Origin of the sequence: Micromonospora sp. NPDC048839, assembly GCF_040649915.1 — a bacterium.
In the GTDB taxonomy this organism is placed as follows: domain Bacteria; phylum Actinomycetota; class Actinomycetes; order Mycobacteriales; family Micromonosporaceae; genus Micromonospora.
In genome coordinates this window covers 36,964-51,334 of record NZ_JBEZGL010000020.1, presented here as the reverse complement: position 1 = coordinate 51,334, position 14,371 = coordinate 36,964, and the positions used below count along the sequence as shown (strand labels likewise).

Sequence of the window (14,371 nt, the reverse complement as noted above, 5' to 3'; positions counted from 1 at the left end):
ACCAGCAGCAACAGGGAGTCGGACCGGCGTCCGTCCAGCCGTACGCCTCGATGACGGCGGCGGGTCGCGCAGCCGGCCGCATCCTGCCGTCCTTCGGCATGCCGCACCTGGTCGGCGAAGCGTCCCGGACTGTCGGTTCGGTCGCCACCCGGCTGGCCCGGACGACCGGGCTGACACGGCGGCGGGTCTGGTCCCGGCCGGGCCGACACCACATCGAGGTGCACGGTGTCTGCCAGGACGGCGGAAACCGGCTGGCCCGTCAGGTGGAGGGCGCGCTGGAGCGTCTCCCCGGCGTCGCCTGGGCTCGGGTCAACGCCCCGTCCGGGCGGGTGGTGGTTGCCGTCGAGGCCCCCGAGCCGGCGTTGCGCGACCTGATCGCCACGATCAGCCGGGTCGAGCGGACCTGTGACCACGAACCCGACCCGGAGATCCCGCCACCACATCCACCTGAGGAGGGGCCGCGAACCCCCCGTACCCTCGGCGCGCTCGCCTCCGACGCTCTGGGCCTGACCATCTCGGCGGCCACCCGGATCCTGCCGTTCGCGCCGCTGCCCGGTGAGGTGGCGGGCGTGCTCGCCGCGGTCGACCTACAGCCGAAGCTGCACGAGTTCATCGGCAAACGACTGCGCTCCGACCCCCGCGCCGACATCCTCTTTCCGCTGGCCGAAGCGGTGGTGCAGGGCCTGACCGGCCGTTGGACCGGGATCGTCCTGGACGGCGCCCAGCGGGTGGTGCAGTGGGGCGAGGCGCGGGCGCAACTCGCCGCCTGGGAGCGGGCCGAACCGCAACTGACCGGCGAGGCGGAACGAGCCACCGCCCGCTGGCCGGTCGTCGAGCGTCCCCGCCCGAAGCCGGACGGACCGGTCGAGCGGTACGTCAACCGCATGCTCGCCGCGGGTGCGGCGGCCGGTGCGGCGGCCATGCCGTTCGCCGGGCCGAAACGGGCCATCGCGGTGGGCTTGTCGACGCTGCCGAAGGCGCCCGGCAGCGGACGCGAAGGGTACGCCGCCCAACTTGGCTGGATGCTGGCCCGGCGCGGAGTGATCGCGATGGACCGCAGCGTGCTGCGGGAGTTGGACCGGATCGACACGCTCGTGCTGGACGCCGCCGTGCTCGGCTCGGACCGGGGCGTCCTCGCCGATCTGGCCCCGGCGCCCGGCGCGGACGTCGACCAGGTGGCGGAGCGGGCCTTCGCGCTGTTCGACCCGGACGATCCGGCTGCTTCCCGCACGGCGGACGGCTGGCGGCTCGGGCCGCTGGACCAGCTGCCCCGCACCGACCCGGGTGACATCCCGGACGGCGACCGGCTGCGCTCCGCCGGTGGCCAGCTGCTCGGCCTCGTCCACGGCGACCGGCTCGCCGCGCTCCTGCGGGTCGAGCCGGAACCCGCGCCCGGCGTCGACGGCCTCCCGGCCGCCGCCCGGCAGGCTGGCCTGCGGCTGGTGGTGGCCGGCGGCGACGAGCAGCGGTACGGCTTTGCCGACGCGATGCTGCCCGGCGGGGACCAACTGACCGAGTCGGTCCGCGCGTTGCAGCGCGACGGTGCGGTGGTGATGCTGGTCTCGGCGGACCGGAAGGCGCTCGGCGCGTCCGACTGCGGTCTGGGGCTCGCCGCGCCGGAGGAACTGCCGCCGTGGGGCGCACACCTGCTGGTGGGCTCCGACCTGCGGGTGGTGGCCCTCGTGGTCGAGGCGACCGGGGTGGCCCGACGTACCGCCCAGCAGAACATCCGACTGGCGATGGCGGGCACCGGCCTCGGGGCACTGGGAGCGTTCACCGCCCCGCCTACCCAACTGCCGCACAAGGCGCTCGTCGCGGTCAACGGCGCGGCAGGGTTGGCCTTCGCGAACGGGGTCTGGCAGGCCCGCCGGCTGCACGGCCAGTCGGACACCCCGGCACCGGTGACGACGGCCTGGCACCTGATGCCGGTCCGTACCGTGCTGGACCACCTGCACACCACGCCGGACGGTCTGGCCACCGCGGAAGCACAGCGCCGGCACCACGACGGTGGCGGGAACGGCGATGCGGGACCGGGACGCGGCGGCCTGCTGCGCGCCTTCGTGGACGAGTTGTCCAACCCGCTGACCCCGGTGCTGGCCGCCGGGGCGGTGCTGTCCGCGTCGTTCGGTTCGCTTGTCGACGCCGCGCTCGTGGGCAGCGTGGTCGGTGGGTCCGCCCTGATCGGCGCGGTACACGAACGCAACACCGAACGGTCACTCGCGGAACTGCTGTCCCGTTCGGCGGTGACCGGGCGGGTCCGCCGGGACGGTGGCGAGCAGGTTCTCGCCGCCGAGGACCTGGTCCTCGGTGACGTCATCGCCCTGGAGCCGGGTGACTCGGTGCCCGCCGACTGTCGCGTCCTCGAATCGGTGGGCCTGGAGGCGGACGAGTCGTCACTGACCGGCGAGTCGCTGCCGGTCGCCAAGTCCAACCGACCGGTGGTGGCCGCCGCCATCGCCGATCGACACTCGATGCTCTACGAGGGCACCACCGTCGCCGCCGGGCACGGCACTGCCGTGGTGGTCGCGACCGGGTCGGACACCGAAGCCGGCCGCAGCCTGGCGCTCGTCCGGCAGGCCCCACCGACAAGTGGGGTGGAAGCCCGCCTCGGTTCGTTGACCAGCGCCGCCATCCCGTTGGCCGCCGGTTCGGCGGTGGCGGTGGCCGGCGCGGGCCTGCTTCGGGGCGTACCCCTGGCCGAGACGGCGGCGACCGCGGCGAACCTCGCCGTGGCGTCGGTGCCGGAGGGGTTGCCGTTCCTGGTCAGCGCGGCGCAGTTGGCCGCCGCCCGGCGGTTGGCCGAGCACGGCGCGTTGGTCCGCAACCCGCGCACCATCGAGGCGCTGGGTCGGGTGGATGTGCTCTGCTTCGACAAGACCGGCACCCTCACCGAGGGCCAGTTGCTGCTCGCCGGGGTCGGCGACGGCGTGGGCGATCGGTACGCCCCGGTGGACCGGCTCGACGACCGGCTCCAGTTGACGCTGGCCGCCGCGCTGCGCGCCACCCCCGCCGCGGCCAACCCGGAGGAGTTGGCGTTGCAGACCGACCGGGCGGTGCGGCGGGGCGCGGGCGTGGCCGGGGTGGTGGAGCAGACCGGAGCGGCTGGTTGGCGGGCTGCCGGCGGGCTGCCGTTCGAACCGTCCCGTGGCTATCACGCGAGCATCGGGGAGACCGACGGCCGCCTGTTGTTGAGTGTCAAGGGCGCTCCGGAGACGGTGCTGCCGCGCTGTTCGACCCGGCGCACGGACGGCAGCCAGGAGCCCCTCGACGACGCCGGGCGCGCGGAGCTGGAGCGGATGCTCGCCGACCGGGCCGGAGCGGGAAACCGGATCCTCGCCGTCGCCGAGTGCCAGGTGGACGACCCGAAGGTGACCGACAACAACGTCCGAGGGCTGACCTTCGTGGGTTTCCTGGCCCTCGCGGACGGGGTCCGGGAGAGCGCCGCCCCGGCGGTGCGTCGCATCCGCCAGGCCGGTGTGCACACCATCATGATCACCGGTGATCACCCCGCCACCGCCGAGGCGATCGCCGCCACCATCAGCGAGCACGACGAACAGCGGGTGGTCACCGCGGGCGAACTGGACCAACTGGACGACGACGCGCTCGCCGAGCGGTTGGCCAACACCGATGTGGTGGCCCGCTGCACCCCGGCGCACAAGGTACGGATCATCCAGGCGTTGCAGAAGTGCGGACGGACCGTCGCGATGACCGGTGACGGCGCCAATGACGCCCCGGCGATCCGGCTGGCCGACGTCGGCATCGCCCTCGGCCAGCGGGGCACCCCGGCCGCCCGCGCCGCAGCCGACCTGGTCGTCACCGACGACCGGCTGGAGACCATCATCGCCACCCTGATCGAGGGGCGGGCGATGTGGTCGTCGGTGCGGCACGCGCTCAGCATCCTGGTCGGTGGCAACCTCGGCGAGATCGCGTTCAGTGTGCTGACCGCCGCCGCCACCGGCCGCTCCGCGCTCACCGGACGACAACTGCTGCTGGTCAACCTGCTCACCGACCTGGCGCCGGCGCTGGCCATCGCGGTCCGGCCACCCGCGTCGGATCGCACCGACGCGCTGCTCCGGGAGGGTCCGGACACGGCACTCGGTGAGAGCCTCACCAGGGAGATCGGCCTCCGGGCGGCAGCGACCACGCTGGGCGCGACCGCGGGCTGGACGCTGGCCCGGTACACCGGACGCCGGCAGCGGGCCGGAACTGTCGCCCTGATCTCCCTGGTCGGCACCCAACTCGGGCAGACCATCCTGGCCGGCGGCACCAGCCCGGCCGTGCTGGCGTCCACGGCGGCCTCCCTGGGCGTGCTCGTCGTGGTGGTGCAGACGCCGGGGGTGAGCCAGTTCTTCGGCTGCACCCCACTCGGACCGGTGGGCTGGACCATCGGGGCCGGCTCGGCGCTCGGCGCGACCTTCGCCAACGGCGCGCTCACCAGGCTGATGGAACACGTGCCCCAGGCCCGGCCGGAGACCGCGTCCACCGACAACTGAACCGCATGCCCACGGCGCACCGGGGTACCGGAGCCGGAGGAGGTGGGCACGATGGTGGAGCAACCCCAGGTGACGTTCCTCGGTACCGCGACGACGGTGCTGCGGATCGGCGGGTTCACCCTGCTGACCGACCCGAACTTCCTGCATCGGGTCAGCGGGCGACCGTTTCTCCTACCCCGGTCGGCCACGGCCATGCCGCCCGCCTTCACCTCACCGCGCTCGAGTCGTCACCCCGCGTCCGGGCGGAAAGGGTCCCGGGGTGGGCCCTGCTCGGCCCAGCAGAGGCCACCGCGAAACTCCACTCCCGGAATGTCGTCGACCAGGTGGCTGATGTCCACGATGCTCGACACGGAGGTCGCCAGTTCCGATCGAAGCTCCTCGACCGCCTTCTCCAGGTCGTCCTTCTCTGTGGACCAGTCGATGTCCGCCGCACGCAGGTCGGCGACCGCGTGACCGGTGACCGCCGCCGGGTCGGTGACGAGCACCTCGACCCGGCAGTAGATGTGCATGGTGCCGGGCACCGACTGTTCATCCATGCACGGATCATGACAAAGGGCGGCGTCCCTTGGCCGGGCACCGTCGGTGGTGTCACCCCCGACCGTCGGCGCGACCGAGCATCGCCTCCGTCTCGGGATCGGGCATGAGCTCCCGGACCTCCTGCGCGCAGCGGCAGGAAGCGGCAATCTTGGCAGCCCAGGCCAATCCCTCCTCGCGGGTGGCCACGTCGACGACGACGAAACCGCCGATGACCTCCCTGGTCTCCGGGTAAGGGCCGTCGGTGACCGTCCCGTCGGGGGTCACGATGCTCGCCTGCTGCCTTTCGAGGCCGATGCCGTACACCCACACGCCGGCGTTCACGGCCTCCTGGACCACCTCGTGCGCGGCCTTGCCCACGTCGGGCATCTCCTCCGCGGGGATGTGGTCCATCGCGCCGTCATTGAACGAGATCAGGTACCGCGTCATCCTCATGACTCCTTGTCCCGGCGGCCTCCTTCGGCCACCTCTCGTCTCCTCTACGAACGAGTCATTCCGGATTCGACGCCCCACCGGAAAGATTTCGCCGGATCCTCGTCGGCTCGGCGCTCGCCATGTTCGTCGCACGAGCAGATCGCGCGTGAGTCTGCACGTCACGGGACTCAAGCCCCACCAACGCCCTGGCTGATCTGGACGGGCGACCGCAGGGCGGCGTGGCTACGAACCCGTGGACGGCCGCCAACTTCCGACTGGCCCCAGGGTCGCGGCGTGCGAACTACCCTGACCGCCATGACGACCATCGAGCAGCTTGAACGGGACGTGTGGACGGACCTCGGCCCGGAAGCCACGTCTCTGATCAGACGTTGCACGGAGCTGCGACGCACACCGTTGACCGAGTTCACGGTCGAAGACCTGCGCATCATGCTCGGGCAGGAGATTGGCGTGCCTGCTCTGCTGCCTCTCGCGGTACCTGTCCTGCTCAACGATCCGTTGGTCGAGGGAGACTGTTACCCGGGTGACCTGCTCGCCAACGTACTGCGGCTACCCGACACGGCCTGGTCGGACCTGCGACCGGAACGGGAGCGGCTGGAAACTGTTCTGGCTGAGCTCATTGCCGGCACCCCGTCCTCCGACCCCGACCGTGAGCCTCGCGACCTGGACCGGCCTCTTCGCGACGCGATCGTGCGGTTCCTTGGTCGATGAGAGCGGATCTCCTCGTCGGCCTGTCGTCAAGCGGTCCAACCGCAGAGGAGGGTCGCCGGCGCAGGCCCACCGCCTCGGGCTGCCGTGGATCGAAGTCGTGCTTGGTGCCGCGCTCGCACCCCGCGCCACCGCTACAGGTCAATGCATGAGTAGCCATGCGCACTTGGCTGCACTCGGACCGAGATCAACCGGTGAAAGTGCTGGTGGAGCCCAGGGAACTCGAACCGCTGAACCTGACCACAGTTGACCTCCCGCAGCCGTCGTATCGGGCACCAACGGGAACGGTCAGGTGTCCGGTTTCTGGCTCAACACGGCGGCCGGAGACCGCTCTATTCTGACGCGATGACTCTGCCGGGCATCCCGTACGACTCTCGCAATTCCCTCCCTCCGATGACCCTTCCCGGCATGGCCCTTCTAATGCTGGTCAGCATGTTGTTCGGCGTGGCTATCACCTGGACGGTCACGCGTGAGAGGGGCGCGCCGCAGGCTGTGTTGGGGACCGTCGCCGGTGTGAACCACGATGTCTCCGCAATCGCCTTCAGCCCCGATGGCCCTGATGGAAGCCATCTCCCGGATGGCATGGGCGAGGGCATGATCTTAACCAGCGATCTCCTTTGGAAGGACGCGAGCGGCACCCTGCACACCGGAGGGGTTCCGCCCTGCCTCCAGCCCGGGACTTCCGGGCAGCGTGTCGAACTGGGCATCGTGGAGCTTCACCGAAGCAATGATTCTCCTCCGGCACCGACAAAGATCGTGGTATCGGTTCGCTGCCTTAGCAGCTACAGCCAAGCCTCCGGCCCTCGGCCGAACCGAGCGGCGCGCTCTGACCCCCGAGGAAGCCAAGACCCTGCTGTCGGTGCTGACCGGGGACCGGCTGGAATCGCTGAGATCATCCGGTGAAAGTGCTGGTGGAGCCCAGGGGACTCGAACCCCTAACCCCTGCCTTGCAAAGGCAGTGCTCTGCCAGTTGAGCTAGGGCCCCGTGGACGACCGCTTGTCGCCGCGTCAGACGTTAGCGCAGGTCGGGTGCGGTGGTCGCCTCGTGCCAGAGGGCACGCTCGTCGCTCGAGGCCTTGATCTTGTTGAACACGACGGCGGCCACGCCGACGACGCCAGCCAGAATCAGCAGCTTCTTGAACATGGGGCGACCCCTCGTGCTCGACTAACGTCGGACGACCGTGCGGTGGGGCTAGATGGAATCGAACCATCGACCTCAGAGTTATCAGCTCTGCGCTCTAACCGACTGAGCTATAGCCCCGCGTTGCGACGAGCAAGATTAACCCATCCGCTGCGCCGGCCCCAAATCGGGGTCCGCGCCCACGAGCCGGGCCGTCGTCGCCTGCCAAAACCTACCCGAGTACGGGACGCCGGAGCGACCGCGTTTCGCGGTGCCCCGGCGTCCGGGTCGCTCAGTCCCGCTCGGCGAGCGTCAGCTCGATCCCGCCGACCAGGTCTGCGCAGACGTTGTAGACGAACGCGCCCAGCGTGGCCAGCGCGGTGAACAGCACCACGTTGACCAGACCGATCAGCGCCGAGCTGAGGATCACGCCCTTGGCGGTGATCTGGAAGCCGCTGGTGCTCTGCCCACCGCCGGCGTTGACCAGGTCGCTCAGGCTCTCGTTGACGCTCTTGAACACACCCATCGCATCCAGCGCCAGGTAGAGCACCGAGGTGGCGACCACCACGACGATGAAGAGCACCACCGAGACGGCGAACGCGAACTTCATCACCGACCACGGGTCGATCCGCTTCAGGTTCAGCCGTGCCCGGCGCGGTCCCCGCGACGCAGCCGAGCTGACCGACGTACGTGCCGCGCGTACCGCGTCGCCGACACGGGCAGCCCCGACGGCCGACGCGTTGCCGATGCCCGGCGGCAGGCCACCGCCGCTGACCGGGCGGCCGGCGGCTGAGGTACGCGCCCCGTCCGACGGCGGCTGGGTCATGCCGGGTGTGATCCGCGGCTGGGTGCCGGTGGCGCCGGTCGACGCGGCCTGGCCGGGTCGGACGTTGATCGGCTGGGTGGTCGCCGGTCGGGCCGAGGGTGCCGCCGAACCCGAGGGTGCGGCGGCGGACGTCGGCGCCTCGGCACCGGACGCCTCGGTCTTGTCACCCTTGCCAGCGTCTTCGCTGCCCGGCTCCGGCGGGGGTGTCATGCCCGGGGCCCTGGTGAATTTCGGGGCAGGCGCGTCGGCGGGGACCGTCGCCCGGCCTACGGCCGCGCGGCCGGTCGCTGGTGTGCCGCCCTTGGCGGCCTCCTCGTCGACCGGGTTGGCCGAGGTCCCCGTGTTCCCCGACTTCGCCTGTGTCTCCGTCATTCAACTAGTCCTGTTCGTCAGGCTCGTCGGCATTGCGAGCAATCGCCACGATAGTCACGCCGTCCGGGAGGTCCATCAGCTTGACCCCCATTGTGTTCCGGTCACGCGTACGGCGTACAGGCTTCACCGGAGTCCGGATGACACCACCGTTGCTGGTGATCGCGAACAGCTCGTCGTCCGGATCGATCACCACCGCGCCGACCAGACCACCGCGCCGTTCGGTGATCTTTGCAGTCAACACGCCCTTACCTCCCCGGCCCTGCACCGGGTATTCCTCGATCGGGGTCCGCTTCGCGTATCCCCCGTTCGTGGCCACCAGAACGTCCAGACCCTCCCGAACGACCTCCATGGCCAGCAGGACGTCGTCGTCCGTGAAGCGCATGCCGATCACCCCCGAGGTGGCCCGGCCCATCGGCCGCAACGCCTCGTCCGAGGCGTTGAACCGGATCGCCTGCGCCTTCTTGGAGACCAGCAGCAGGTCGTTCTCCGGCGCAACCAACGCAGCACCGACCAGCTCGTCCTCATCGCGCAGGTTGATCGCGATGATGCCGCCGGAACGGTTGGAGTCGAACTCCTCGAGCCGCGTCTTCTTCACCAGGCCGTTCTTCGTGGCCAGTACCAGATAGGGGGCTACCTGGTAGTTCGGGATCTCAATGATCTGCGCTATCTGCTCGTCGGGTTGGAAGGCGAGCAGGTTGGCCACGTGTTGGCCCTTGGCTACCCTACTGGCCTCCGGCAACTCGTACGCCTTGGCCCGGTACACACGGCCCTTGTTCGTCAGGAACAGGATCCAGTCGTGGGTCGAGCAGACGAAGAAGTGGCTGACGATGTCGTCCTGCCGCAGCGTAGCGCCACTGACGCCCTTACCCCCGCGTCGCTGCGAGCGGTAGAGATCGACCTTGGTCCGCTTGGCGTACCCGGTACGGGTGATCGTGACGACCACATCCTCGCGGGCGATGAGGTCCTCCATCGAGACCTCGCCGTCGAACGGGATGATCTGCGTACGCCGGTCGTCGCCCCACTTGGCGACGATCTCGCCGAGCTCCTCGGAGACGATCTTCCGCTGCCGCTCCGGCTTGGCCAGGATGTCCTTGAAGTCGGCGATCTCGATCTCAAGCTTGGCCAGGTCGTCCACGATCCGCTGCCGCTCCAACGCGGCGAGACGGCGCAGCTGCATGTCCAGGATGGCGGTCGCCTGGATCTCGTCGATCTCCAGCAGCCGGATCAGGCCCTGCCGGGCGTCGTCCACGGTCGGCGACCGCCGAATCAGCGCGATCACCTCGTCCAGCGCGTCCAGTGCCTTGCCCAGACCGCGCAGGATGTGCGCCCGCTCCTCGGCCTTGCGCAGCCGGAACGCGGTCCGCCGACGGATCACCTCGATCTGGTGCTCGACGTAGTAGCGGATGAACTGGGCCAGGTTGAGCGTGCGCGGCACCCCGTCGACCAGGGCCAGCATGTTGGCGCCGAAGGTCTCCTGGAGCTGGGTGTGCTTGTAGAGGTTGTTCAGCACGACCTTCGCGACCGCGTCGCGCTTGAGCACCAGCACGATCCGCATACCGGTACGGCCGGAGGACTCGTCGCGGATGTCGGCGATCCCGGCGAGCTTGCCCTCCTTGATCAGCTCGGCGATCCGCTCGGCCAGGTTGTCCGGGTTGACCTGGTAGGGCAGCTCGCTGACGACCAGGCAGGGACGGCCGCGCTTGTCCTCCTCGACCTCCACCACGGCGCGCATCCGGATCGAGCCACGACCCGTGCGGTACGCGTCCTGAATCGCGGTCTGGCCGACGATGAGGCCGTAGGTCGGGAAGTCCGGGCCCTTGACGATGCCGAGCAGGGCTTCGAGGGTGGCCTCCTCGTCCTCCTCCGGGTGCTCCAGGCACCACTGCACCGCCGCGCCGATCTCGCGCAGGTTGTGCGGCGGGATCTTGGTGGCCATGCCGACCGCGATGCCCTCGGAGCCGTTCAGTAGCAGGTTGGGAATCCGCGACGGCAGGATCGTGGGCTCCTTGGCCCGACCGTCGTAGTTGTTCTGCAGTTCGACGGTGTCCTCGTCGATGTCCCGCAGCATCTCCATGGCCAGCGGGTCGAGCTTGCACTCGGTGTTGTGGCTGACGAACCCGTCCGAGACGAACGAGTGGTCGTCGGTGTCGACCCGGACGCTGTAGACCGGCTGCACACCGGCGTCAGTGATCTGCGCCACCTCGGCGTAGTAGAAGCGCCCGTCGACCAGCGGCTCGACCACGTCGAGCACCTCGGTGTTGGTGACCCGGGCGGCGATCTCGTCGCGGTCCCGCTCCCACCGCTCCACCCGGTCCACGTTGTGCCGGCGAAGCCAGTCCCGCTCGGTCCAGCGCTGCGCGCCGTGCTCGCGAATGAACTCACCGACCAGCGGCACGTGGTCGCTGGAGAGCGCGGTGCTGCTCACCGGCACCTGGGCCAGTTCCGCCTCCAGCTTGGCCTGCTTACGGCCGAGGAAGCCGACGTGCGCGGCGAAGATCCGGGCGTCGCGGCGGTTGGTGACGACGACCTTGATCTCGCCGTCGTCGTAGCGGGTCTGCTGGCTGATCACGCCGAACTCCAGCAGCAACTGCTGGACCTCGCGGGCCAACCGCTCACTGCGAGTGGAGTACGAGACCTGGATCGTGTTGCGCGGCAGCAGCGAGGACGAGCCGTCGCCCTCGAAGAGCGCCTGGAGGAAGGCCCGCTTGATCGCGGCCGGCCCCTGCCAGACGAATTCGGGGACGAACTTCGCGGCGCTGCGGGCGCCGACCAGGTCACCGAGGAGGCTCTTGCGCAGCGCGGTGAGGTCCTGCACGTCGAGTTCGTGCAGAGTGCCGCCGGAGGCGATGACCCGCTCGCTGACGTAACGGGGGCCGCCCACCGCCAGGTCGTAGGCCGCGAGGACGCGGACGAAGAAATCCCGGTCCACGTTGTTGAACCCGGCCCGCCCAGGGGAGACCCAGCCTTCGCTGACAAACGCGCCGGCGAGGACCGCCGCCTCGACGTGCTCCAGCATCGGGTAGCCGATCTCGTCCGGCACCGAGCGCTGGAGAACGACCCGGTCGCCCGGGGAGATCTCGGCCAGCAGCTTCCACAGCAGGGTCGGCACGCCGGCCACGTCCACCAGGCAGAGCACCGGGTGGTTGTGGGTGCCGGACAGTTCGTACCCCTCGCGGGTGCGCAGCCGCAGCGTGGGGTGCTCGCCGGAGTGGAAGAACTTGGAGGCGCGGACCAGGTCGCCGTTGCGGTCGCGGACCTTGAGGTCGATGTCGGTCTCGCTGCTCGCCGCCGCGCCGGGCACGATGTCGCCGACCCGGACGCTACCCTCAGCGGTACGAATACGGACATCTCCTACGATACAGTATCGCATCGCGGCAGCCGGATCATTACCGGGCGAGCCGAAGTTGCCGTTGCCGTCGACCAGCGGGTATCGCAGCGACCAGGGCTGCGCCATCCGGACCAGCGCGTCGTAGATCGACGAGTCGCCGTGCGGGTGGAACTGGCCCATCACGTCGCCGACGACCCGGGAGCACTTCACGTAGCCGCGGTCCGGGCGGTAGCCGGAGTCGAACATCGCGTAGAGGATCTTGCGGTGGACCGGCTTGAGGCCGTCCCGGACGTCCGGCAGCGCACGCCCGACGATGACGCTCATCGCGTAGTCGAGGTAGGAGCGCTGCATCTCCACCTCGAGCCCGACCGGTTCGATGCGGTCGTGTGCGACCACGGCGGCGACGGCCTCGGCGGGGACCTCGGGCTCGTTCGGTGTGGACTCGGGAGAATCGGTCACTGTATACCCTTATCAGACTCAGAGTCGTTTTCGTGCTGTGGATAACCGCTGTGGATACCGGCCAAGCTGTGGATAACTCTGTGGACCGCCGGATCGGCCGGGCAGTGCCCGGCCGATCCGGCGCAGTCCGTCAGATATCCAGGAACCGCACGTCCTTGGCGTTGCGCTGAATGAACGACCGGCGCGCCTCGACGTCCTCACCCATCAGCACACTGAACAACTCGTCGGCGGTCGCCGCGTCGTCGAGAGTGACCTGACGCAGGGTACGCGTCGCCGGGTTCATCGTGGTTTCCCACAGCTCGGGATAGTTCATCTCACCGAGGCCCTTGAAGCGCTGGATGTCGTCCGGCTTGGCGTTCGGCTTCTTCTGCTGGCGCAGCGCGATCAGACCGTCCCGCTCGCGGTCGGAGTACGCGTACTGGGCGTCGTCGCCCTTCTTGTTCCATTTGATCTTGTAGAGGGGCGGGGCGGCCAGGTAGACGTGCCCCATCTCGACAAGCGGACGCATGAAGCGGAACAGCAGGGTGAGCAGCAGCGTCTGGATGTGCTGGCCGTCGACGTCCGCGTCGGCCATCAGCACCACCTTGTGGTACCGCAGCTTCTCCATGTCGAAGTCGTCGTGGATGCCGGTGCCCAGCGCGGTGATCAGCGCCTGGACCTCGTTGTTCTTCAGCACCCGGTCGATCCGGGCCTTCTCCACGTTGAGGATCTTGCCGCGGATCGGCAGGATCGCCTGGGTCCGGGGGTCGCGGCCCTGCTTGGCCGAGCCGCCGGCCGAGTCACCCTCGACGATGAACACCTCGGACTCGCGCGGGTCGGTCGACTGGCAGTCGGCCAGCTTGCCCGGCATCGAGCCGGACTCCAGCAGCGACTTGCGTCGGGCCAGCTTGCGCGCCTGCTGCGCGGCGATCCGCGCCCGGGCCGCCTGGGACGCCTTCTGGATGATCGTCTTGGCCTCGGCCGGGTTGCGGTCGAACCAGTCGACAAGCCGGTCGTTGCAGACCCGCTGCACGAAGCTCTTCACCGGGGTGTTGCCCAGCTTGGTCTTGGTCTGGCCCTCGAACTGCGGGTTGGTCAGCTTGACCGAGATGATCGCGGCCAAGCCCTCGCGGATGTCCTCGCCGGAGAGCTTCTCGTCGCCCTTGAGCAGCTTCTTGTCGGTGCCGTACCGGTTGACGACGCTGGTCAGCGCCGACCGGAAGCCCTCCTCGTGGGTGCCGCCCTCGTGCGTGTTGATGTTGTTGGCGAAGGTGTAGACCGACTCGCCGTACGACTCGTTCCACTGCATGGCGATCTCGAGGGACATGCCCTCCTCTTCGGCCTCGAACTCGACCACCGTCTTGTGCATCGGGTTCTTGGAGGCGTTGAGGTGTCGGACGAAGTCGGCGATACCACCGTCGTACCGGAAGGTGACCTCGCGGGTCTTGCCGTCCTCGTCCTCCGGGACCCGCTCGTCGAGCAGGTGGATGGTGATGCCCCGGTTGAGGAAGGCCATCTCCTGCAGGCGTCGGTAGATGGTCTGGAAGTCGAAGTCGATCGTCTCGAAGACGTCCGGGTCGGGCCAGAAGGAGACAGCCGAGCCGGTGCGGTCGGTGGTCTCGCCCTTCTCCAGCGTGGATGGCTTGGAGTGGGTGTACTGCTGCCGCCAGACGAAGCCGGACTTGTGGATCACCACGGCCATCTTCGTCGACAGCGCGTTCACCACGGAAACGCCGACGCCGTGCAGACCACCGGAGACCGCGTACGCCTTGCCGTCGAACTTGCCACCCGCGTGCAGCACGGTCAGCGCGACCTCGACACCCGGCTTCTTGAGCTTCGGGTGGAGGTCGACCGGGAAGCCACGGCCGTTGTCGGTGACCTGGACCCCACCGTCGGCGAGCAGTACCACGTCGATGGTGTCGCAGTAGCCAGCCATCGCCTCGTCGACCGCGTTGTCGACGACCTCCCAGACGAGGTGGTGCAGACCGCGCTCGCCGGTGGACCCGATGTACATACCGGGCCGCTTGCGAACTGCCTCCAGCCCTTCGAGAACGGTGATCGACTCTGCGCCGTACTCCTGCTTGTCCTGCGCTGCCACCCTCGGCCACTTTCTCGCGTCA

The 14,371-nt window shown here is 69.4% G+C and carries 8 protein-coding genes and 2 tRNA genes; 2 read left to right on the top strand and 8 right to left on the bottom strand.

Going from position 1 to position 14,371, the window contains the following annotated elements; all coding sequences use genetic code 11:
• Nucleotides 1-50 precede the first annotated feature (50 nt).
• Nucleotides 51-4,493 (top strand): HAD-IC family P-type ATPase, encoded by a 4,443-nt coding sequence (locus AB0C25_RS29235; RefSeq protein ID WP_357377387.1) that lies wholly within the window; start codon nucleotides 51-53, stop codon nucleotides 4,491-4,493.
• Nucleotides 4,494-4,720: 227 nt separating this feature from the next.
• On the opposite strand, the gene AB0C25_RS29230 is transcribed toward AB0C25_RS29235, so the two are convergent.
• The gene (locus AB0C25_RS29230) at nucleotides 4,721-5,029 is read right to left on the bottom strand and encodes a hypothetical protein (protein WP_357377300.1); all 309 of its coding nucleotides are present in this window, start codon (nucleotides 5,027-5,029) and stop codon (nucleotides 4,721-4,723) included.
• Between the two features lie 52 nt (nucleotides 5,030-5,081).
• Nucleotides 5,082-5,456 (bottom strand): YciI family protein, encoded by a 375-nt coding sequence (locus AB0C25_RS29225; protein ID WP_357377299.1) that lies wholly within the window; start codon nucleotides 5,454-5,456, stop codon nucleotides 5,082-5,084.
• Between the two features lie 300 nt (nucleotides 5,457-5,756).
• Here AB0C25_RS29225 and AB0C25_RS29220 point away from each other — a divergent pair, with 300 nt between their 5' ends.
• On the top strand, nucleotides 5,757-6,170 hold the full coding sequence (locus tag AB0C25_RS29220; protein WP_357377298.1) for a contact-dependent growth inhibition system immunity protein: 414 nt from the start codon (nucleotides 5,757-5,759) through the stop codon (nucleotides 6,168-6,170).
• 906 nt (nucleotides 6,171-7,076) lie between these two features.
• Here the strand turns inward: AB0C25_RS29220 and AB0C25_RS29215 are convergent.
• From AB0C25_RS29215 to gyrB, 6 genes are all read right to left on the bottom strand, one after another.
• A tRNA-Ala gene (locus AB0C25_RS29215) sits at nucleotides 7,077-7,152 on the bottom strand.
• A 30-nt stretch (nucleotides 7,153-7,182) separates the two neighbouring features.
• Nucleotides 7,183-7,311 carry a DLW-39 family protein gene (locus AB0C25_RS29210; RefSeq protein ID WP_357377297.1) on the bottom strand — a complete coding sequence of 43 codons (129 nt, stop codon included), beginning with the start codon at nucleotides 7,309-7,311 and terminating at the stop codon, nucleotides 7,183-7,185.
• Nucleotides 7,312-7,354: 43 nt separating this feature from the next.
• Nucleotides 7,355-7,428, bottom strand: a tRNA-Ile gene (locus AB0C25_RS29205).
• Nucleotides 7,429-7,579: 151 nt separating this feature from the next.
• Nucleotides 7,580-8,485 (bottom strand): DUF3566 domain-containing protein, encoded by a 906-nt coding sequence (locus AB0C25_RS29200; protein WP_357377296.1) that lies wholly within the window; start codon nucleotides 8,483-8,485, stop codon nucleotides 7,580-7,582.
• Nucleotides 8,486-8,489: 4 nt separating this feature from the next.
• Nucleotides 8,490-12,272: an intein-containing DNA gyrase subunit A gene (gene gyrA / locus AB0C25_RS29195; RefSeq protein WP_357377295.1), complete on the bottom strand. Its 3,783-nt coding sequence runs from the start codon at nucleotides 12,270-12,272 to the stop codon at nucleotides 8,490-8,492.
• Between the two features lie 130 nt (nucleotides 12,273-12,402).
• The gene (gene gyrB / locus AB0C25_RS29190) at nucleotides 12,403-14,349 is read right to left on the bottom strand and encodes a DNA topoisomerase (ATP-hydrolyzing) subunit B (protein ID WP_357377294.1); all 1,947 of its coding nucleotides are present in this window, start codon (nucleotides 14,347-14,349) and stop codon (nucleotides 12,403-12,405) included.
• Nucleotides 14,350-14,371: the final 22 nt, after the last annotated feature.